The sequence below is a fragment of the Deltaproteobacteria bacterium genome, assembly GCA_016234845.1.
GTDB lineage: Bacteria > Desulfobacterota > Deferrimicrobia > Deferrimicrobiales > Deferrimicrobiaceae > JACRNP01.
This window is the reverse complement of sequence record JACRNP010000044.1, coordinates 1-18615: the sequence shown is the minus strand read 5'-3', so window position 1 is coordinate 18615 and position 18615 is coordinate 1. Positions and strand designations below refer to the sequence as shown.

At 68.8% G+C, this 18615-nt stretch carries 21 protein-coding genes and 1 tRNA gene; 6 read left to right on the top strand and 16 right to left on the bottom strand.

Annotated elements, in window-relative coordinates:
* From HZB86_04070 to HZB86_04045, 6 genes are all read left to right on the top strand, one after another.
* Nucleotides 1-780: tRNA-dihydrouridine synthase (locus HZB86_04070; GenBank protein MBI5904715.1), on the top strand; the 780-nt coding region annotated here is incomplete at its 5' end.
* Entirely contained in the window at nucleotides 777-1898 is a 1122-nt protein-coding gene (locus HZB86_04065) for a PAS domain-containing protein (protein MBI5904714.1), read from the top strand. The genes HZB86_04070 and HZB86_04065, both read left to right, overlap by 4 nt.
* Entirely contained in the window at nucleotides 1895-3337 is a 1443-nt protein-coding gene (locus HZB86_04060; GenBank protein MBI5904713.1) for a sigma-54-dependent Fis family transcriptional regulator, read from the top strand. Before HZB86_04065 ends, HZB86_04060 begins: the two co-directional genes overlap by 4 nt.
* Complete coding sequence (gene thiE / locus HZB86_04055; protein MBI5904712.1) at nucleotides 3334-4011, top strand: thiamine phosphate synthase; 678 nt, start codon at nucleotides 3334-3336, stop codon at nucleotides 4009-4011. The genes HZB86_04060 and thiE overlap by 4 nt, the downstream gene beginning before the upstream one ends.
* A complete protein-coding gene (locus tag HZB86_04050) occupies nucleotides 3984-4778 on the top strand; it encodes a bifunctional hydroxymethylpyrimidine kinase/phosphomethylpyrimidine kinase (GenBank protein ID MBI5904711.1) in 795 nt (264 codons plus the stop codon). Before thiE ends, HZB86_04050 begins: the two co-directional genes overlap by 28 nt.
* Nucleotides 4779-4791: 13 nt before the next feature.
* Nucleotides 4792-5673 carry a patatin-like phospholipase family protein gene (locus HZB86_04045; protein ID MBI5904710.1) on the top strand — a complete coding sequence of 294 codons (882 nt, stop codon included), beginning with the start codon at nucleotides 4792-4794 and terminating at the stop codon, nucleotides 5671-5673.
* Nucleotides 5674-5735: 62 nt separating this feature from the next.
* On the opposite strand, the gene HZB86_04040 is transcribed toward HZB86_04045, so the two are convergent.
* The 16 genes from HZB86_04040 to HZB86_03965 all read right to left on the bottom strand — a co-directional run.
* A complete protein-coding gene (locus HZB86_04040) occupies nucleotides 5736-6011 on the bottom strand; it encodes a pyrimidine/purine nucleoside phosphorylase (GenBank protein ID MBI5904709.1) in 276 nt (91 codons plus the stop codon).
* Between the two features lie 40 nt (nucleotides 6012-6051).
* On the bottom strand, nucleotides 6052-7986 hold the full coding sequence (gene dnaB / locus HZB86_04035; GenBank protein MBI5904708.1) for a replicative DNA helicase: 1935 nt from the start codon (nucleotides 7984-7986) through the stop codon (nucleotides 6052-6054).
* Between the two features lie 19 nt (nucleotides 7987-8005).
* Nucleotides 8006-8452 carry a 50S ribosomal protein L9 gene (locus HZB86_04030; GenBank protein MBI5904707.1) on the bottom strand — a complete coding sequence of 149 codons (447 nt, stop codon included), beginning with the start codon at nucleotides 8450-8452 and terminating at the stop codon, nucleotides 8006-8008.
* 11 nt (nucleotides 8453-8463) lie between these two features.
* A complete protein-coding gene (locus tag HZB86_04025) occupies nucleotides 8464-8751 on the bottom strand; it encodes a 30S ribosomal protein S18 (GenBank protein ID MBI5904706.1) in 288 nt (95 codons plus the stop codon).
* Nucleotides 8752-8789: 38 nt separating this feature from the next.
* Complete coding sequence (ssb, locus tag HZB86_04020) at nucleotides 8790-9194, bottom strand: single-stranded DNA-binding protein (GenBank protein MBI5904705.1); 405 nt, start codon at nucleotides 9192-9194, stop codon at nucleotides 8790-8792.
* A gap of 31 nt (nucleotides 9195-9225) precedes the next feature.
* Nucleotides 9226-9624 carry a 30S ribosomal protein S6 gene (gene rpsF / locus HZB86_04015; GenBank protein ID MBI5904704.1) on the bottom strand — a complete coding sequence of 133 codons (399 nt, stop codon included), beginning with the start codon at nucleotides 9622-9624 and terminating at the stop codon, nucleotides 9226-9228.
* Nucleotides 9605-10276: an aminoacyl-tRNA hydrolase gene (locus HZB86_04010; GenBank protein ID MBI5904703.1), complete on the bottom strand. Its 672-nt coding sequence runs from the start codon at nucleotides 10274-10276 to the stop codon at nucleotides 9605-9607. The genes rpsF and HZB86_04010 overlap by 20 nt, the downstream gene beginning before the upstream one ends.
* A gap of 12 nt (nucleotides 10277-10288) precedes the next feature.
* Nucleotides 10289-10981, bottom strand: a complete 693-nt coding sequence (locus tag HZB86_04005) for a 50S ribosomal protein L25 (protein MBI5904702.1) — start codon at nucleotides 10979-10981, stop codon at nucleotides 10289-10291.
* Nucleotides 10982-10994: 13 nt separating this feature from the next.
* The gene (locus tag HZB86_04000; GenBank protein MBI5904701.1) at nucleotides 10995-11930 is read right to left on the bottom strand and encodes a ribose-phosphate pyrophosphokinase; all 936 of its coding nucleotides are present in this window, start codon (nucleotides 11928-11930) and stop codon (nucleotides 10995-10997) included.
* Between the two features lie 107 nt (nucleotides 11931-12037).
* Nucleotides 12038-12111: transfer RNA gene (locus HZB86_03995), tRNA-Gln, on the bottom strand.
* Nucleotides 12112-12124: 13 nt separating this feature from the next.
* Nucleotides 12125-12418 (bottom strand): septation regulator SpoVG, encoded by a 294-nt coding sequence (gene spoVG, locus HZB86_03990; GenBank protein ID MBI5904700.1) that lies wholly within the window; start codon nucleotides 12416-12418, stop codon nucleotides 12125-12127.
* A 19-nt stretch (nucleotides 12419-12437) separates the two neighbouring features.
* Nucleotides 12438-13262 (bottom strand): 4-(cytidine 5'-diphospho)-2-C-methyl-D-erythritol kinase, encoded by an 825-nt coding sequence (ispE, locus tag HZB86_03985; protein MBI5904699.1) that lies wholly within the window; start codon nucleotides 13260-13262, stop codon nucleotides 12438-12440.
* A gap of 155 nt (nucleotides 13263-13417) precedes the next feature.
* Nucleotides 13418-16003 carry an ATP-dependent chaperone ClpB gene (gene clpB / locus HZB86_03980; GenBank protein ID MBI5904698.1) on the bottom strand — a complete coding sequence of 862 codons (2586 nt, stop codon included), beginning with the start codon at nucleotides 16001-16003 and terminating at the stop codon, nucleotides 13418-13420.
* 3 nt (nucleotides 16004-16006) lie between these two features.
* Complete coding sequence (locus HZB86_03975; protein MBI5904697.1) at nucleotides 16007-17446, bottom strand: DegQ family serine endoprotease; 1440 nt, start codon at nucleotides 17444-17446, stop codon at nucleotides 16007-16009.
* Nucleotides 17447-17463: 17 nt separating this feature from the next.
* Nucleotides 17464-18006 (bottom strand): DUF1844 domain-containing protein, encoded by a 543-nt coding sequence (locus HZB86_03970; protein MBI5904696.1) that lies wholly within the window; start codon nucleotides 18004-18006, stop codon nucleotides 17464-17466.
* Nucleotides 18007-18615: ATP-dependent Clp protease ATP-binding subunit (locus HZB86_03965; GenBank protein ID MBI5904695.1), on the bottom strand; the 609-nt coding region annotated here is incomplete at its 5' end.

Below are 18615 nucleotides of genomic sequence, written 5' to 3'. Positions count from 1 at the left end.
CCGGTGGGCGCGCAGCTGTTCGGTTCCGACCCGGGGGAGATCGCCGAGGCCGCCGCCCTGGCCGCCGGCAGGGGGTTCGACTTCATCGACATCAACATGGGGTGCCCGGTGCGGAAAGTCACCGGGGGCGGCTCCGGGTCGGCGATCCTGGCGAATCCGCGCCTGGCCGGCGAGATCGCGCGGGCCGCCGTCCGCGCGGCCGGGATCCCGGTGACGGCCAAGATCCGTTCCGGGTTCGGGACGGAGCGGGAGACGTACATCGAGGTGTCGTACGAACTGTTCGCCGCCGGCGCGGCCGCCGTGACGCTCCACCCGAGGCACCGCGGACAGATGTTCTCCGGCACGGCGGAGTGGGGCCACATCGCGGCGCTGAAGAAGTCGTTCCCGGGCCGGGTCGTGATCGGGAACGGGGACGTCCGGTCCCCCGCGGACGCGGCCCGGATGTTCGCGGAGACCGGGTGCGACGGCGTCATGGTCGGACGGGCGGCGATGGGGAATCCCTGGGTCTTCGCGGCGATGCGGCGGGAGCTGCGTGCGTTCGCCGGCGCGGGCGGTCCTGCGCCGGAGGCGCCTTGTCCCACGCCGGCCGGGCGGCGCGCCCTGATCCTCCGGCACGGGGAGGAGATGTTCGCGCTGCACGGCGCGCACGGGATCCGGGAGATGCGGAAACACCTCGCGTGGTACAGCCGCGGGATCCCCGGGGCCTCCGCCTTCCGCGCGGAGCTTCCCGGCGTGGCCGATCCCGCCTCGTTCCGCGCGGTCGTGGAGCGGTTTTTTTGAGCGACCTCCTCCGGCGGACGCTCGAGTCGGTCAACGTCGGCATCCTCGTGTTCGACGCCGCGGGGAAGCTCGCCTACATCAACCCGGCGGCGGAGGAGATCCTCCAGGGCTCCTCCCAGGCCCTCTCGGGCCGGCACTTCCGCACCGTCTTCCGGGGAAGCCCTGGAGCGGTGCGGATCCTGCGGAAGGCGCTCGAGGAGCGCACCCCCGTCACCGGTTTCGACGTGGAGCTGCGGCCGGCGGCCGCCGGCCGTACGGTGGGGCGCGACCGCCGCCCCTCCCTCCCCGTGATGCTCGGGGCGTCCCCGCTGGTGGGCCAGGGCGGCGATCCGCAGGGGGCCGTGCTGTCCGTCAAGTCGTCCGAGATCCTGTCCCTCGTGGGAAAGGAGGAGCAGGCGGCCACCAGCGCGGAGGAGATGCAGATGCTGGCGTACGGGATCGCGCACGAGATCAAGAACCCGCTGGGGGGGATCCTGGGGGCGGCGCAGTGGATCCTGCGCGGGGACGGGCCGACGGAAGAGCGGACCGAGGGGGTCCGCCTGATCCTGCGGGAGGCGCGCCGGATCAACGACCTCGTGGAGAAGATGCTGGAGATGGGGAAGACGCCTCCCCACCCCCGGCCGTTCCACATCGCCCCCCTGCTGCGGGAGGCCGAGCAGCTCCTCGCGTCGGAGTCGCGGGCGCAGGGAAAGCGCGTGACGTTCGAGCTGCGCGTGGACCCCAGCCTGCCGCCGGTCTCCGGGCACCCCGACACCGTCTACCGGGCGCTCCTGAACGTCATGAAGAACGCCGTGGAATCGATCGAATCGGCCGGAACGGTTCGGATCGAGGCCCGGATGAACGTGAACTACCGGTTCGCGGTGGGGCGGGGAAGGAAGCGCTCCTTCCTCGACGTCGAGATCGCCGACGACGGCGCCGGAATGACGGAGGAGGAGCTCCGGAAGGCGCTGCTCCCCTTCTACACCACCAAGCCGAAGGGGACGGGGCTTGGGCTGGCGATGGCGAGGCAGGCGGTGACCCGGCACGGAGGACAGCTCGAAATCCGGTCGACCCGCGGCGTCGGGACCGCTGTTAGAATATCCCTTCCGGTCGACCCGGGCAGGAAGGCCGCTTCTTGAAGAGAATCCTGATCGCCGACGACGACGAGAGCATCCGCTGGGTCCTCCAGAAGACCGTCACCGGCATGGGGTTCGCGGCGGACCTGGCCGAGGACGGAGACAAGGCGCTCGCCCTCCTGGGAAAGAACAGCTACACGGCGGCGTTCGTCGACGTCCGGATGCCCGGCGTCGAGGGGATCGAGGTCCTCGAGCGCGTCCAGGCCCGGAAGTCCCCAACCCGGTTCTTCATCATGACGGCGGTCCAGCGGGCGGACGTCGCCGCCCGCTCCACGCGCGCCGGGGCCGCCGAATTCCTCACCAAGCCGTTCGAGCTGTCCCGGATCGAGGAGCTCCTTGCCGACCTCGCGCGGGAGGCCTCCTCGAAGGAGCGTCCGTACCAGCCTTCGGTGCGGGAGGAGTGGTCCTCCGCCCGGATCGTGGGGAAGAGCCGCGCCATCCTCGAGGTGTTCCAGAACATCGGGAAGGTGGCCGACTCCTCGGCGACGATCCTGCTGCTCGGCGAGCGGGGCGTCGGGAAGGAGCTCATCGCCCGCAGCATCCACGAGCTGGGAGGGCAGAAAGGGCCCTTCGTGGCGGTGAACACCACGGCGATCCCCCGGGACCTCCAGGAGGCGGAGCTGTTCGGGCACGAGAAAGGGGCGTTCACGGGGGCCGAGGGTGCGCGCGAGGGGAAGCTGACCGCGGCGCAGGACGGAACCCTCTTCCTCGACGAGGTGGGCGACATGCCGCTCGACCTGCAGGCCAAGCTGCTGCGGGTCCTGCAGGAACGGGAGTATTCGCCGGTCGGGTCGGACCGGACGCGGAAGTTCCGCGGGCGGATCCTGGCCGCCACGAACCGGGACCTTCGGAAGCTCGTCGCCGAGGGGAAGTTCCGGGTGGACCTGTTCGACCGGCTCAACGTGTTCCCGCTGCGCATCCCATCCCTCTCCGAGCGGAAGGAGGATATTCCGCTCCTGGCCGACTACTTCCTGCGGAAATATTGCGCGGTCCTGTCCCGCCCGCCGAGATCGTTCTCCCGGGAGTCCCTCGAGGCGATCGCGGCGCACCCGTGGAAGGGGAACGTGCGGGAGCTCGAGAATTTCGTGCAGCGCCTCGCGGTCCTGTCCACGGGAAAGCTTCTCCGCCGGGACGAGGTGGCGCGGGAACTCGCCAAGGCGGACGGCGCGCCCGACATGTCCTCCGCCCCGATGGAGCAGCTGGTCGAGGAACGGATCCGGGAGTTCGTGCGGCGTCTCGGGACGGCCATCGACGCCGAGACGGGGCTCCACGACCTGTTCGTCCGGCAGGTGGAACGCCCGCTCCTGAAGGTCGTCCTCGAGGCCGCCGCGGGAAACCAGCTGCGCGCGGCGGCGATCCTCGGGATCCACCGGAACACCCTGCGCAAGAGGCTTGCGGAACTGTCGCTCTCGCCCAAGACCCGCAAGCGGAAGGGGCGGTGACGCCGCCCGGGCCGGGCGCGGCGGGCCGCGTCCGGGGACTCTACGCCATCCTCGACCCGTCGGTCGTCCTGAGGGACGGAAAGGGCGAGGAGTCGCTGGACCGGGCGCTGTCCGAGGCGCTGGACGGCGGGTGCCGGCTGATCCAGTACCGCGACAAGGGGGCGCCGCCGCGCCTCGCGCTTTCCCGCGCGAGGCGTTTTTCGGCGTCCTGCCGCGAGGCGGGGGCGACGTTCATCGTGAACGACCGTCCGGACATCGCGCTTTTGTGCGGAGCGGACGGTTGCCACCTGGGCCAGGACGACCTTCCGATCTCGGCCGCGCGCCGGTTCGTGCCGGCCGGATTCCTGCTCGGAGCCTCGACCCACGGGGCCGGGGAGGCGCGGGCGGCGCAGGCGGACGGGGCCGACTACGTCGGGTGCGGGGCGGTCTTTCCCACCGGGACGAAGGGCGACGCCGCCGCGCCCGGCGGGCTCGCGCTGGTGCGGGAGGTCGCGGGGGCCGTCTCCGTCCCCGTGGTCGCGATCGCGGGGATCACGCGCGGCAACGCCGCGAGCGTGTTGCGCGCCGGGGCGTCGGCGTTCGCCGTCATCTCCGACCTGTTCGGCGGCGAAGACGTACGAGAACGGACGAAGGAGTTCGTGGCCCTATGGGAAAACGAGACTCGACGCCGGTGATCCTGGCCTTCGGCGGGCTCGATCCGACCGGAGGCGCCGGGATCCTGATGGACTCCCGCGCGGCGGCGGCGGCCGGGGCGCACGCGTGCGCCGTCGCCTCCTGCCTGACGGTCCAGACCACCGCCGCCTTCTCGCGGTTCGCGCCGATCCCCCGGGAGGTCCTCGACGACTCCCTCGAGGCGGTCGACCGTGCGTTCCGGGTCCGGGCGGTGAAGGTCGGCATGGTCGGCACGCGCGCGGCCGCGGAGGCGATCCTGGCCTTCGTCTCGGCCCGCCGCGGGGTGCCCGTGGTCGTCGACCCCGTGCTCCGCTCCTCGTCCGGGTCCCCCCTCCTGGCCGCCGCCGCCCTTCCGGCGTACCGTCTGCTGCTGCGGCGTGCGGCGGTGATCACCCCGAACCTCCCGGAAGCGGAAAAGCTCCTCGACCGGAGGATCGGCTCCTTCGCCGCCGCCGGCGACGCCGCCGTCCTGCTGTCCGACCTCACGGGAGCGGCGGTCGTCCTGAAAGGAGGCCACTTCCCGTGGAGGGGACGGCGCGGGACCGACCTCGTCGCCCTCCCCGGAGGGCCGGTCACGATTCTTCCCCCCGTCGGCTCCCGGCGCGGGGATCCGCACGGCACCGGATGCGCGCTCGCCTCCGCCATCGCCGCGCGGATCGCCGGCGGGGACGCCGTGGTGTCGGCCGTCGCGGCGGCGAAAACGGTGCTCGCGAAACTGGCGGACGGCGCCTTCGCTTCGGCGGAGGGCCGTCCCACCCTTTTCCCTTGAACGGAGCCCCGCCATGCGCCAGAGTCCCCCGGCTGCCGCCGCCGTCTCCCTGCTCCTGTTCCTCCTCGCGTCGTGCGCGGGGCCGGAGGTGAAGCCTTCACCGCCCGAAGCGGTCCGAAAGCCGGTCAAGGTGGCCCTGGTGCTCGGGGCGGGCGCGGCCAAGGGATTCGCCCACGTCGGGGTGTTGAAGATCCTGGAGGCGGACCGCGTCCCGGTTTCGATGGTCGTCGGTACCAGCGTCGGCAGCTTCGTCGGCAGCCTATACGCCTACGGTTACTCCGCGTACGACCTGCAGAGGATCGCGATGGGACTGGAGAAGGGAGAGCTGGCGGACCTGACCGTCCCCGACAACGGGTTCGTGAAGGGGGAGAAGCTCGAGGCGTACGTCAACCGGATGGTGCGCGGCACGACGATGGAGAAGCTGCGGATCCCGTTCCACGCGGTGGCCGTGGACGTCGCGACCGGCCAGGAGACGGTGTTCGGGAAGGGAAACACGGGGAGCGCGGTGCGCGCGAGCTGCTCCATCCCGGGGGTCTTCCGGCCGGTGCGGATCGGGGAGAGGACCTATGTGGACGGCGGCGTCGCGAGCCCGGTGGCGGTGGACGCGGCGCGGCGGCTGGGGGCGGACGTGGTGATCGCCGTCGACATCTCCGGCGGCGTTTCCGGCGTCGCCCCCGAGACGACGCTCGACACGATCTTCCAGTCGATCAACATCATGTATTCGAAGATCGCGGCGGACCAGGTGGCCCGCGCGGACGTCGTGATCCGCCCGAAGGTGGGGCACATCGCCTCCGGCGACTTCACGAGGCGCCACGAGGCGATCCTGGAGGGGGAGAAGGCCGCCCAGGCCGCGCTCCCGAAAATCCGGCAACTGCTGGAAGAACGCGGCAGGTGATCGATCGCGCTTCCGGGACGGTCAAGATCGGCCGCAAGGGCGTCGCGGACCGGTCCGAACCGTCACCGGTAGTAGCAGATATAGGCCGCGTCGGCCTGCGCCTGGATTTCGAAGGAGACCTTCGGCCGGACGACGACTTCCTGGCCCCGGGACAGGATCTTCCACTCCTCGCCGGGCAATTTCACCCGCAGCGTCCCTTCGATGAGAACGATGCGCTCTTCCGACGAGGTCGAGAAGGTGTACGAACCCGGCTCGATCACGCCGACGGTGGCGAATCCGTCCGGAGTGTTCACCCCGAGACTCTGGACCTTCCCCTCGAAGTAAACCGAATGCTTCATGACTCGCCTCCTCGTCCGGGACTCGCCGGGCGGTCGTCGTTCATTCGTAGTCCTGCGCAAGGTCCTCGAACCGGGTGAACTGCGCGAGGAAGGCGAGCTTGACGTCGCGCATGGGGCCGCTGCGGTTCTTTCCGACGATGATCTCCGCGACCCCCTTTTCCTCCTGCGGCGTCTTCTCCTTGCTGTACATCTCCTCGCGGTAAACGAACAGGATCAGGTCGCTGTCCTGCTCGATCGCGCCCGAGTTGTGGCTGACCACACCGTCGGCAAACCACGAAGCCGGTCCCGGAACGGTCAGATCGAACACCTCTTCCGAACCGTCCGGCGAAACCTCCATGACCCGGTCCCAGAACAGGTCGCTTTCCGCCCACTGTCGCAAGGCGTCGTCTTCCAATATCGACGCGTATCCTCCGGGAACCTTTCCCGAAGGAGTGGAGGTGGAACGGACGTTCCTCCTATCAGTTCCGGTCCCTCCCGCAGTGGTCCTCTCTGGACAGGATGAAAATACCTCTTCGCGGGCGACGGCAAGTGCGTCACCGGATCTAAGAACTCCGACGCGCGTCCACGCTCCCGCGCCGTACAACAGGTGCTCCGCGGTGGCGCGGATCGTCCGGCCGCTCGCAAGGGTGACACGCATCACCGGCTTCACGCCAACCGACCAGACGCAATCGCTCTTCGCGGGGACGATGCGCCCCTCGGGGGACATCGCCCACACATCGACCGATTTACCCACCAGCTCGCGAATCGGAACGCGGCCGCCGTCGGTGGTCAGGACGAGGGTGTCGCCCGTCACGCACTCGCGTAGATCCGCCATCTGCGGGCGCTTGTCGCTCCGGTTCTCGACGCCGCGGGAGAGCTGGGAGATGGCGATCACCGGGATGTCAAGCTCCTTGGCCAGCGCCTTCATCGACCGGGAGATCTCGGAGACCTCCTGCACGCGGTTGTCCGGGTTGGAGCGCGCGGCGGAGCCCCGCATGAGCTGCAGGTAGTCGATGATGATCAGCCCGACGTCCTTGTCCTTCTTCAGGCGCCTCGCCCGCGCGCGGAGGTCGAGCGCCGACAGCGCCCCGGAGTCGTCCGTGTAGATCGGCGCGTCGGACAGCTTCGCCACCGCGGCGACCAGCCGGTTGATCTCCTCCTGCCCGATCTGCCCGGTGCGGAGCCGCTGGAAGTTCACCCGCGCCTCCGAGCAGATCATCCGCATCGCCAGCTCCTGCCGGCTCATCTCGAGGGAGAAGATGGCGACCGGCACCTTGTGCCGGATGGCGGCCGACACCGCGATGTTGAGGCACAGCGACGTCTTCCCCATCGCGGGGCGCGCGGCGACGACGATCATGTTCGACTTCTGGAATCCGGCGGTCACCTCGTCCAGGTCGCGGAAGCCGGACGGGATGCCGGTGATCCGCTTCTTCTGCTCGTACGCCTTCTCGATGTCCTTCAGCGCCGCGCGCGCCATCTCGTTCATCGAGAAATACTTCGGCTTGATCTCCTCCCCCGAGATGGCGAAGATCCGCTCCTCCATCCGGTCGAGGAACTCCCGCAGGTCGCCCACCCCCTGGAACGCGGAGGTCGAGATCTCCTGCGCGGCGACGATCGACTTCCGGAGGATCGACTTCTCCTTGACGATGACCGCGTATTCCGCCGCGTTCGCGGATAACGGGACCGTGGAGACGATCTCGGCCAGGTAGGCGAGTCCGCCGATCTGCTGCTCCGCCCCCCGGTCCCGGATGACCGCGGAGAGGGTCAGGTGGTCGATCGGGCGCCCCCCCTCGTAGAGGCCGAGCATCGCCTCGTAGAGGGTGCGGTGGGCGCCCTGGTAGAAGTCGTCGGGCCGAAGCACCTCGACGACGTCGCTCATCAGGTCGTTGTTGAGGAGCACCGAGGCCAGGACGGCCTGCTCGGCGTGCAGGTTGTGCGGGGGAACCCGGAGGGAGGCGTCGTTTCCGCCTGGCGGCGCGCTCTTCGAACCGTTCACCGACGCCTCCCGTCCGGGTCTATCCTTCCGACACCACGCGGATCGAGATCTCCGGCACGACCTCGGCGGCGACCCGGACCTTCACCTTGTAGTCGCCCAGCTGCTTGATCGGCTCGGCGAGCTGCACCGACTTGCGGTCGACTTCCACCCCGGCGGCGGCCAGCGCCTCCGCGATGTCCCGGGAAGTGATGGCCCCGAACAGCTTCCCCTCCTCCCCCGCCTTCGCGGGGAGGGTCAGGGACAGGGCGGAGATCCTCTCCGCGGCCGCCACGGCGGTCTTGCGCGTCTTTTTCGCGCGCGTCTCGATCACCCGGCGGTCGTGGTCCAGCGCCTTCATGTTCCGGAGGTCGGCCAGGACCGCCAGTTTCCGCGGGATGAGGTAGTTCCTCCCGTATCCGTCGGCGACCTTCACGACCTCGCCGGCCTTTCCCAGCTTCTCGACGTCCTCGCGCAGAATGACCTTCATCTCCCCACCCCCTACCGGACCTGGGTGGCGGTGAACGGGATCAGCGCGACGACGCGCGCCTTCTTGATCTCCACCGTCAGCTTCCGCTGGTGCGTGGCGCAGTTGCCGGTGATCCGCCGGGGGACGATCTTCCCGCGCTCGGAGACGAACTGGCGGATCATGTAGGCGTTCTTGTAGTCGATCTGCAACTCCTTCTCGGCGCAGAAACGGCAGAACTTCTTCCGGACGTATCGCTTCTTCCCGCCGGGGCCGCGGTCGTCGCGTCCGCCGGACGGGCGGGGCTTGTACGGGGTGCTCATCGGTTCCTTCCTCCTTGTTCTTTTCGTCTATGAATTTTTTAGAATGGGATATCGTCGTCGGGCGCTTCCGGCGCGGGGGCCGATGCCGGGGCGCCTTCCGCGGCCGATCCGCGCGGACCGCCGAGGAACTGGACGTTGTCCGCCAGGATCTCGATCTTGTTCCGCTTCACCCCGTCGGCTTCCCAGCGGCGCTGGCGCAGCCTCCCCTCGACGAGGACCGGCCGCCCCTTGGACAGGTACTCGGCGCAATTCTCGCCCATCTTGCCGAAAACGACGATGTCGAAGTAGGACACATCCTCCTTGACCTCGTTCGTCGCCTTCGACCGGTAGCGGGAGTTCACCGCGATGGCGAATTCCGTGACCGCCGTCCCCGACGGTATGAAGCGGGTTTCCGGATCCCTCACGAGGTTCCCCGCGAGGATGACGCGGTTGAAGGCTACCATTGCCGGATCCCTCCCCCCGTGACCGGCGCGTTCACTGCCCGGCCGGCGGCTGCGGCGTCGGTTCGGACGCGGGCGCCTCCGGCGCGGCGGTCGCCTCCCCTTCCGGGGCGGCGGCGGGCGCGGCCTTGGCCTTGAGCTCCGCGGTGTGGATGGTGGTCAGGTGCCGCAGGATCCCGTCGAAGATCTTGATGTTGCGTTCCACCTCCTCCACCACGCCGCGGGAGCCGGTGTAGAGGAGGAAGGTGTAGAAGGCGTTGCTTCTCTTGCGGATGGGGTAGGCGAGCTTGCGGTTCCCCCAGTCGTCGGTCTTCAGGACCTCGCCCTGGAAGGCGGCGACCACCCCGGAGAGCTTGCCGAGGAACTCCTTCCTCTGGTCCTCCGGGAGTTCGGGGTCGAACAGGATGGCGGTTTCATACCTCTTCGGTGTCATCGTGCGGTGTAGCCTCCTTTCGGCTGATCGAGCCCCCGGACGACTTGCCGGGAGCAAGGAGTATGTTCCCCGCCGGGGATTCCGTGCGGGGGGTTCGCGCCTTCGAGTTCCAGCGCGTCATGGCCTTGTCGAAACCGAGCCGGGCGATGTCGGCGGCGGCCGTGCAGGCGCCCGCGACCGCCTCGTCGAACGCCCGCTTCCGGTCGGGGTCCGGGGGCGTCAACACGTACTCCGCGGGGTCCACGCCCGCCGGGGGGCGCCCGATCCCCACCCGGATCCGGAGGAACGCCGACGTCCCGAGCGCCTCCCGCAGGGAGCGAAGGCCGTTGTGCCCGCCCGTCCCCCCGCCGCGCTTGAGCCGCACCGACCCGAACGGAAGATCCAGGTCGTCGTGGACGACCACCATCTCCTCGGGGCCGTCGGCGTGCTTCCGGAACAGCGGCGCCACCGCCGCGCCGGAGAGGTTCATGAACGTCCCCGGCTTCACGAGGACCACCCGGAGCCCTTCCAGCTCGCCCGCGCCCTGCTGCGCGTCCCCCGCGGCGCGCCACCGGACGCCCATCCCGGCCGCGATGCGGTCGACCGCGAGGAACCCCGCGTTGTGGAGCGTCGCGGCGTACCGCCTTCCCGGGTTCCCGAGTCCGACGATCAGGCGCGTATCGGGTTACTCCTTCTCTTTCTTTTCCTTCTTTTCCTTCTTCGCGGGCTCTTCCTTCTCGGCGACTTCCGCCACGCTCGCTCCCTCCGCCGCCTCGCCCTCGACCGCCTCGGCCACCGGGGCCGCCTCGGCCTTCGGCGTGTGGACGGACGCCACGGTCTGGCGCAGATCCTTCTCGGTCGGGACGACGCCCTCGGGGAACTTCACGTTCGAAAGCGTGAGGGACTGGCCGATCCCCAGGGAGGTCACGTCGACCTCGATGAATTCGGGCACGTGGTCGGGCGTGCACTCCACCTCGATGCTCCGCATGACCACCTCCAGGATCCCGCCCATCTCGATCCCGGCCGCCTTCCCCCGGATCCGGACGGGCACCTCGACGCGGAACTTCTGTCCGAGGGCGACCTCGTAGAAGTCTACGTGGGTCACGCTGTCCGTCAGGGGGTTGGTCTGCACCTCCTTCAGGACCGCGAACGACTCCACCCCTTCCGAGCCGTCCCGCACGGTCATCCGGACGACCACCGTCCCGTGCCGGGCCGTGTCGAGGAACTTCTCGAGCGACTTCCGATCGAACTCGATCGACCGCGTCTCGAGACCCTTCCCGTAGATGACGCCGGGGATCCTTCCACCGGAGCGGCGCTTCCGGTTGATCTCTTTTCCCGTTCCGCTGCGGCGGTCCGCCGCCAACTCCACCATTGCCATCGCCTGTTTCCTCCTAAACGAAGAGCGAGCTGACCGAATCCTGGAAGTGGATCCTCTTGATGGCCTCCCCCAGCAGGGGCGCCACGGTGAGGACGCGAAGCTTCTTGCACGCGGCCTTCGGCCCCAGCGGGACCGTGTTCGTCACGACGAGTTCCTCGATCTGCGACTTCTCCAGCCGCTCGATCGCCGGACCCGAGAGCACCGCGTGGGTCGCGCACGCGTAGATGCGCCTTGCCCCCTTGGCGCGGAGGGCGTCGGCGGACTGGACCAGCGTCCCCGCGGTGTCGACCATGTCGTCGAGCAGGATTGCCGTCTTCCCCTCGACCTCGCCGATGATGTTCATCACCTCCGCCACGTTCGGGGCGAGGCGGCGCTTGTCGATGATCGCGAGCGACGCGTGGAGCCTCTTGGCGAACGCCCGGGCGCGCTCCACGCCGCCGGCGTCGGGGGACACGACGACGATGTCGTCGCCGTAGTTCGCCTTGATGTGGTCGAGCATGACCGGCGCGGAGTACAGGTGGTCCACCGGGATGTTGAAGAACCCCTGGATCTGCCCCGCGTGGAGGTCCATCGTCAGCACCCGGGAGACCCCCGCCGCGGTGAGGAGGTCGGCGACCAGCTTCGCGGTGATCGGGGCCCTGGGGAGGACCTTCCGGTCCTGCCGGGCATATCCGTAGTACGGGAGGACCGCGGTCACCCGCTTGGCCGAGGCGCGCTTCAGGCCGTCCATCAGGATCAGCAGCTCCATCAGGTGGTCGTTCACCGGGGGGGAGGTCGGCTGGATGATGAACACGTCCACGCCGCGCACGTTGTCCCGGATCTCCACGTTGACCTCGCCGTCGCTGAACCGCTTGACCACCGCGGAGCCGAGCGGGATGCAGAGGTACGCGCAGATCTCCTTCGCGAGATCCGGGTTCGCGTTCCCGGTGAATATCTTCAGTCGCGTCACGCCGTTCCCCTGTGGGAGGATGCCCTGCAGCCGATTTTCAGGAAACCCGAAAGGGTTAATTATTATACCGGGAAGGATCCGTTGGCAAGTACTTAGAATTGCGGGTGTGGCTGGGAGGGAAGGGCTCGAACCTTCATCGGGGGCTCCAAAGGCCCCTGTCCTGCCATTGGACGACCTCCCAGCACACCCGAATACTAACGGGCGGCCGCCACACCGTCAAGCGGGGCCCCGACGCCCGTTTCCCGCTCGTACTCCCCGATCACCGCGTCCTCGATCATCCGGCGGGTCTCGTTGTTCAACGGGTGGGCCGTGTCCCGGTACGAGCCGTCCCGCGTCTTCTTGCTCGGCATCGCGATGAACAGGCCGCTGTTCCCCTGGATGACCTTCAGGTCGCGCACGACGAAGCAGTCGTCGAAGATGATCGTCCCGTACCCCTTCAGCTTCTCGTTGTCCGACACGGGGAAAACCTTCACCTCGGTGATCCGCATCACGGCCTCCTCTCTCCCGTCATGAAATGATCCTCGCGACGAAGACCCGTCGCCCCTCTCCCCCGCCGCCGTCCGGCGGCAACTTCTCCCGGGCCTTCCGGGCCGCTCCTTCCGTCCCGAAGAGGCCGAACATCGCCGATCCGCTCCCCGTCATCCCCGCCGCGGCCGCGCCGGCCGAAAGCAGCTCCTCCCGGATGCCGCGGATCTCCGGCCGCACCGGGTCCCACGCCCCCTCGAAATCGTTCCGGACCGCCGCCGCGACCTCCGAAAGATCGCGGAACGACGGGATCCCGCCCGCCGGGGGAGCTCCCCCGGGACCCCGGCCGAGCCGCGCGTACCCCTCCTTCGTCGAAAGTCCGAAGGCGGGCTTGACGATCACGGCGTGGAACGGCACGCTCCACGGGATCGGGCAGACGCGGTCCCCGAATCCGGAGACGACGGCCGCCGCGCCCGTCGTGAAGAACGGCACGTCCGCGCCGATCCGCGCCGCCATGGAGAGGAGCGTTTCCGGGGGAGGGCGTTTCCCGGTCAGCGCGATCATCCCTTTCAGGGTCGCCGCGGCGTCCGAGCTCCCGCCGCCGAGCCCCGCCTCGTGGGGAATCGTCTTCACCAGCCGGATCCGGACCCCCCGGGGTGTTCCCGCCCACTCCATGAAAAGGGAGGCGGCCCGGTGGCAGCTGTTCCTGCCATCGACCGGCACGCCGGGGGCGTCGCACTCGACCCGGATCCCTTCGTCGGCCTCCTCGACGATCACCTCGTCGTACAGCGACACCGGGACCATGCAGGAACGAATCTCGTGATATCCGTCGGGGCGTTTACCGAAAACCTGCAGGGTCAGATTCAATTTCGCGGGAGCGAGGAAGGAAACGGTGGAGGAAGTACCCAAGGGAAACCTTTTCAAACGTTGTTTTCATTCCAACTTATATTGATTCGGCATTCCTGTCAAGGGCAAGATAAGGCGGCGAAAAAACAAGGAAACGGCATTTCGGTGAGGTGCGGTCAGCTCTCCTTGCGGAAGGCGAACCCGGAGGGGGAACCGATGTCGACGGTCACCTTGTCCCCGTCCCGGAACTCCCCCCGGAGCAGCTTCACCGCGAGCGGATCCTGGACTTCCTTCTGGATTGCCCGGCGCAGCGGCCGCGCGCCGAACGCGGGGTCGTACCCGATTCCCGCGAGGCGCTCCTTCGCCGCGGGGGTGAGCGAGATCGCGATCTTCCGGTCGGCGAGACGGGTGTTCAACTCCCCGGCCATGATGTCGACGATGCGGGACAGCGCCTCCCTCCCGAGGGAGTGGAACAGGATGATCTCGTCCAGGCGGTTCAGGAACTCGGGGCGGAAGACGTCGCGCAGCTCCTCCATCACGCGGGAGCGGATCGCCTCCTCCCCCTTCCCGGCCATCTCCCGGATCCACCGGGACCCGACGTTCGACGTGAGGATGACCACGGCGTTGCGGAAATCGACCGTCCGCCCCTGGCCGTCGGTCAGGCGCCCGTCCTCGAGCACCTGCAGGAGGACGTTGAAGACGTCGGGATGCGCCTTCTCGATCTCGTCGAACAGGATCACCGTGTACGGTTTCCGGCGGACCGCCTCGGTGAGCGCGCCGCCCTCCTCGTACCCCACGTACCCCGGCGGAGCCCCGATCATCCGCGCGACCGAATGCTTCTCCATGTACTCGGACATGTCGAGGCGCACCATCGCCGCCTCGTCGTCGAAGAGGAACTCCGCGAGCGCCTTCGCCAGCTCCGTCTTCCCGACGCCCGTGGGACCGAGGAACAGGAACGAACCGATGGGGCGGCGGGGGTCCTTCAGGCCCGATTTCGCCCGGCGAACCGCGGCGGACACCAGCGCGACCGCGTCGTCCTGGCCGACCACGCGCGACGACAGCCGCTCCTCCATCGACAGGAGCTTGCCGACCTCCCCCTCGACCATCCGCGACACCGGGATCCCGGTCCAGCGGGACACGATCCGCGCCACGTCCTCCTCGTCGACCTCCTCCTTCAGGAGCCGTCCCCGCGCGTCCGCTCCCGGCGCGGCCGCCGCCTCCGCCTGCTTCGCCAGCGCGGGAAGAACGCCGTATTTCAGCTGCGACGCCTTCTCCAGGTTCCCCTCCCGCTCCGCTCGCTGCATATCGGCCTGGGCCCGCTCGATCCGCTCCTTGACGGCGCGGTTGCCGGCGATCTCCCTCTTCTCGGCCTCCCACCGCCCGCGCAGACCGGCGATTTCGGCGGAAAGCCCGCGAAGCTCCGCCTCGATCGCCCCGAGCCGCTCGCGCGACGCCGCGTCGGTCTCCTTCGACAGCGCCTGCCGCTCGATCTCCGCTTGGGTCTTCCGCCGCTGCACTTCGTCGATCTCCTGCGGCACGGAGTCGATCTCGATCTTCAGGCGCGACGCCGCCTCGTCGACCAGGTCGATCGCCTTGTCGGGGAGGAAGCGGTCGGAGATGTACCGGTGGGACAGGGTGGCGGCGGCGATCAGCGCCGCGTCCTTGATCCGCACCCCGTGGTGGACCTCGTACCGCCCTTTCAGGCCCCGCAGGATGGCGATCGTGTCCTCCACCGACGGCTCCCCGACCGGGACCGGCTGGAAGCGTCGCTCCAGCGCGGCATCCTTCTCCACGTATTTGCGGTATTCGTCGATCGTGGTGGCGCCGACGCACCGAAGCTCCCCCCGCGCCAGGGCGGGCTTCAGCATGTTGGAGGCGTCCATCGACCCCTCCGCCTTGCCCGCGCCCACCAGCGTGTGGAGCTCGTCGATGAACAGGATGATCTTCCCCTCGGCGGCGCCGATCTCCTTCAACACCGCCTTCAGCCGGTCCTCGAACTCCCCGCGGTACTTGGCGCCGGCGATGAGCGCGCCCATGTCGAGCGCGAGGACCTTCTTGTCCTTCAGCCCCTCGGGAACATCCCCATCCGCCACGCGCTGGGCCAGCCCCTCGGCGATGGCGGTCTTCCCGACCCCCGGCTCGCCGATCAGGACCGGGTTGTTCTTGGTTCTCCGGGAGAGGACCTGGATCACGCGGCGGATCTCGTCGTCGCGCCCGATGACCGGGTCGAGCTTGTCGCGCCGGGCCGCCTCCGTCAGGTCCCGGCAATACTTGTCGAGCGCCTGGTACTTCGCCTCCGGGTTCTCGTCCGTCACCCGCTGGCTTCCCCGGATGGCGGTCAGCGCGGAGAGGAGCGCCTCCCGCGTCACGCCGGCCTTCCGCAGCAGGCTTGCGACGGCGCCCCCGTCGTCCGAGCAGAAGGCCAGGAGGAAATGCTCCGCCGAGACGTATTCGTCCCGGAACGCGTCCGCCTCGGAGAGGGCCCGCCGGAAGAGCGGCTCGAGCCGCGGCGACAGCCCGCGGGAGACGGCGCCGCCGACCTTCGGCATCCGGGAGAGGAGCGTTTCCGCCTCGGCGAGGAGGCCCGCCGGCCGTACCCCGGTGCGCGCGAGAAGCTCCCCCGCGACGCCCCCGTCCTGCCGCAGCAGCGCCGCGAACAGGTGCTCGGCCTCGACCTGGGCGTGGCCGCGCTCGGAGGCGCTCCGGACGGCGTCCTGGAGCGCCTCCTGCGACTTCACCGTCAGCTTGTCGAGCGATATCATCGGTTACTTGTTCTTCACCGCGAGGAACAGCCGCCCTTCTCCGCGCTCCACGAGGAACAGGACGGACTTGTCGCTCTTGTGCTTCTTCATCAGCTTGCCGAACTCCGCCGTGTTGCGCACCGGCTGCCGGTTGATCTGCCGGACGATGTCCCCTTCCTGGAACCCCGCGTCGTCCGCCGGGCTTCCGCCCTCGACCGTCGTCACGATGACGCCCTTGGCGTTTTCGATCTCGAACCGCTGGGCGATCTCCGGCGTGATGTCCTGCACGGTCAGCCCGAGCCCCTTCGACAGGTCGGCCCCGCCGGCCCGCTTCCCCGGCTCCCCTTCCATCTCGGAGATGGTCACCGGGACGTTCATCTCCTTCCCGTCCCGCACGATCCGGATATCCACCTTCGTGCCCGGCCGGGTGGCCGCCACGAGCGCCGGCAGCTCGTGCTCGTCCTTCACGTCCTTCCCGTGGAACGAGAGGATCACGTCGCCCGACCGGATCCCCGCCTTTTCCGCCGGGCCGTCGGCGGTCACGTCGGACACGAGCGCGCCCCGCCGGTCCTTGAGCCCCAGGTTCTCCGCGACCTCGGGGGAGATCCTCTGGATGTAGACGCCCAGCCAGCCGCGGGTCACCTTCCCCTTGTCCTTCAGCTGCCCGAGGACCGCCTTCGCGAGCTGGATCGGCGTCGCGAAACCGATCCCCTGGCCGCCCTGGATGATGGCGGTGTTGATGCCGACCACCTCGCCCTTCAGGTTGAACAGCGGGCCGCCGGAGTTGCCGGGGTTGATCGACGCGTCGGTCTGGATGAAATCGTCGTACGGGCCCGACCCGATGATGCGCCCCTTGGCGCTCACGATCCCGGTGGTGACCGTGTGCCCGAGCCCGAACGGGTTGCCGATGGCGACCACCCATTCGCCCACGTCGAGCGCGTCGGAATCCCCGAGGGCCACGTGCGGGAGCTTCTTCCGCGATTCGATCTTGATCAGGGCGATGTCGGTCTTGGGGTCGTTCCCGATCACCTTCGCCTTGAACTCCTCCTTGTCGAGGAGCGTCACCGTGACCTCGTCGGCCTTCTCGACGACGTGGTTGTTCGTGAGGATGTACCCGTCCTCGGAGACGATGAAGCCGGATCCGAGGGAACGGCGCTTCTGCTCCTTCGGCATCCGCCCGAAGAAGTTGTTGAAGAACTCCTCGAACGGGTCCTGCTGCCCGAAGGGGGTTCGCCTCCGCGGCCGGTCGAGCTTCACCACCTGGGTGGTGGAGATGTTGACGACGGCCGGGGACACCTCCTTGAACAGCGTCGGGATGTCCACGGGGACCATGCGGAGCCCCGCGGCGGCGGGAAGCACCGCCGGCTTCTCCTTGTCGCCCCACAGCGCGTGCGAGATGGGGGACAGGTTGAGCCCCGCCGAGAGGACGATCCCCGCGGCGACCGCGGCGAGTACGAGCGCCAGCGCCCTGCTTTTCCGGATCACTTTTCGTTTCCTCCCTTGGCTTTGCCGCCGGAGGGGGCGTTCACCATCGCCATGTACCCCATGCGGAGGTGGTACAACCCCTCGCGCAGCACCTCCTCCTCTTCCTTCGACAGGTTCCCGCGGGTCTTCTCCTGCAGGATCCCCAGCAGGTCGATGGCGTCCTTCGCCCCCGGCAGGTTCACCGGGGAACGCTTCCCGTCGGGCCCCTGGAGCAGCCCGAGGTTCGCCATCGCGCCCATCTGGAGCGAATCGACGAGGTCGAGGAACCGGGGAGCGCCGAGCGCCGACTTCTCCCCCCCGCGGCCTTTTTCCTCTTGGACACCCGCCGGCGGACGAAGGTTCCCCTCCTTCGCCGCCGGGCCGACGGAACCTTCCCCCGTCGGCTTCGAAGGGCTATCCCCCGGTGCGGCCGGAGAGGGCCTGCCCTCATCAGCCGGCGACCCGGGCTTTCCTTCGGGAGCCGGCGAAGGAGGGGGAACGTACTCCACTCCCCGCCGGTCGATCACCCGGAAACCCTTGTCTTCCTTCTCCTCGGCCATTTAGACGGGCACCTTCTGGGAGATTACCGCCACCTCGCCGCCGACCTCCTCGACGAGGAAATGGTCGGACTCCTTCCAATGGAGCGTCACCGGCATCTTCACCTTCTCGTCGATCCCGCGCTTCAGGAACCTTGCGCCGTACTTCACGGAGAAGCCGGCGCGGGCCAGGGCGGAGAGCGCCGCGTCGGATACCACGAGGGTCTTGCCGTGGGTCGCCATCGTCCTCCCGATCGAATCGAGGTAGATCCCGGCGATCTTCCGCACCTCGTCGAACGACAGGGGGGAGAAGACGACGACGTCGTCGAGACGGTTGATGAACTCCGGCGTGAACCGGTTCTCCGCGGCCTTGAGGACCGCCCGGCGGACCGGCTCGAAGTCGACGCCCCCCGGACCGAACCCCATCGGGCGCGTGAGCTTCGACAGCTCCTCGGCGCCCAGGTTGCTCGTCATGTTGATGATCGTGTCGGCGAAGTACACCTTCTTCCCGCGCCCGTCGGTGAGCCACCCCTCGTCGAACGCCTGGAGGAACAGGTTGTGGACGTAGGTGTCCGCCTTCTCGATCTCGTCGAGCAGGACCACGGTGTACGGGTTGTCCTTGACCTGGTTCGT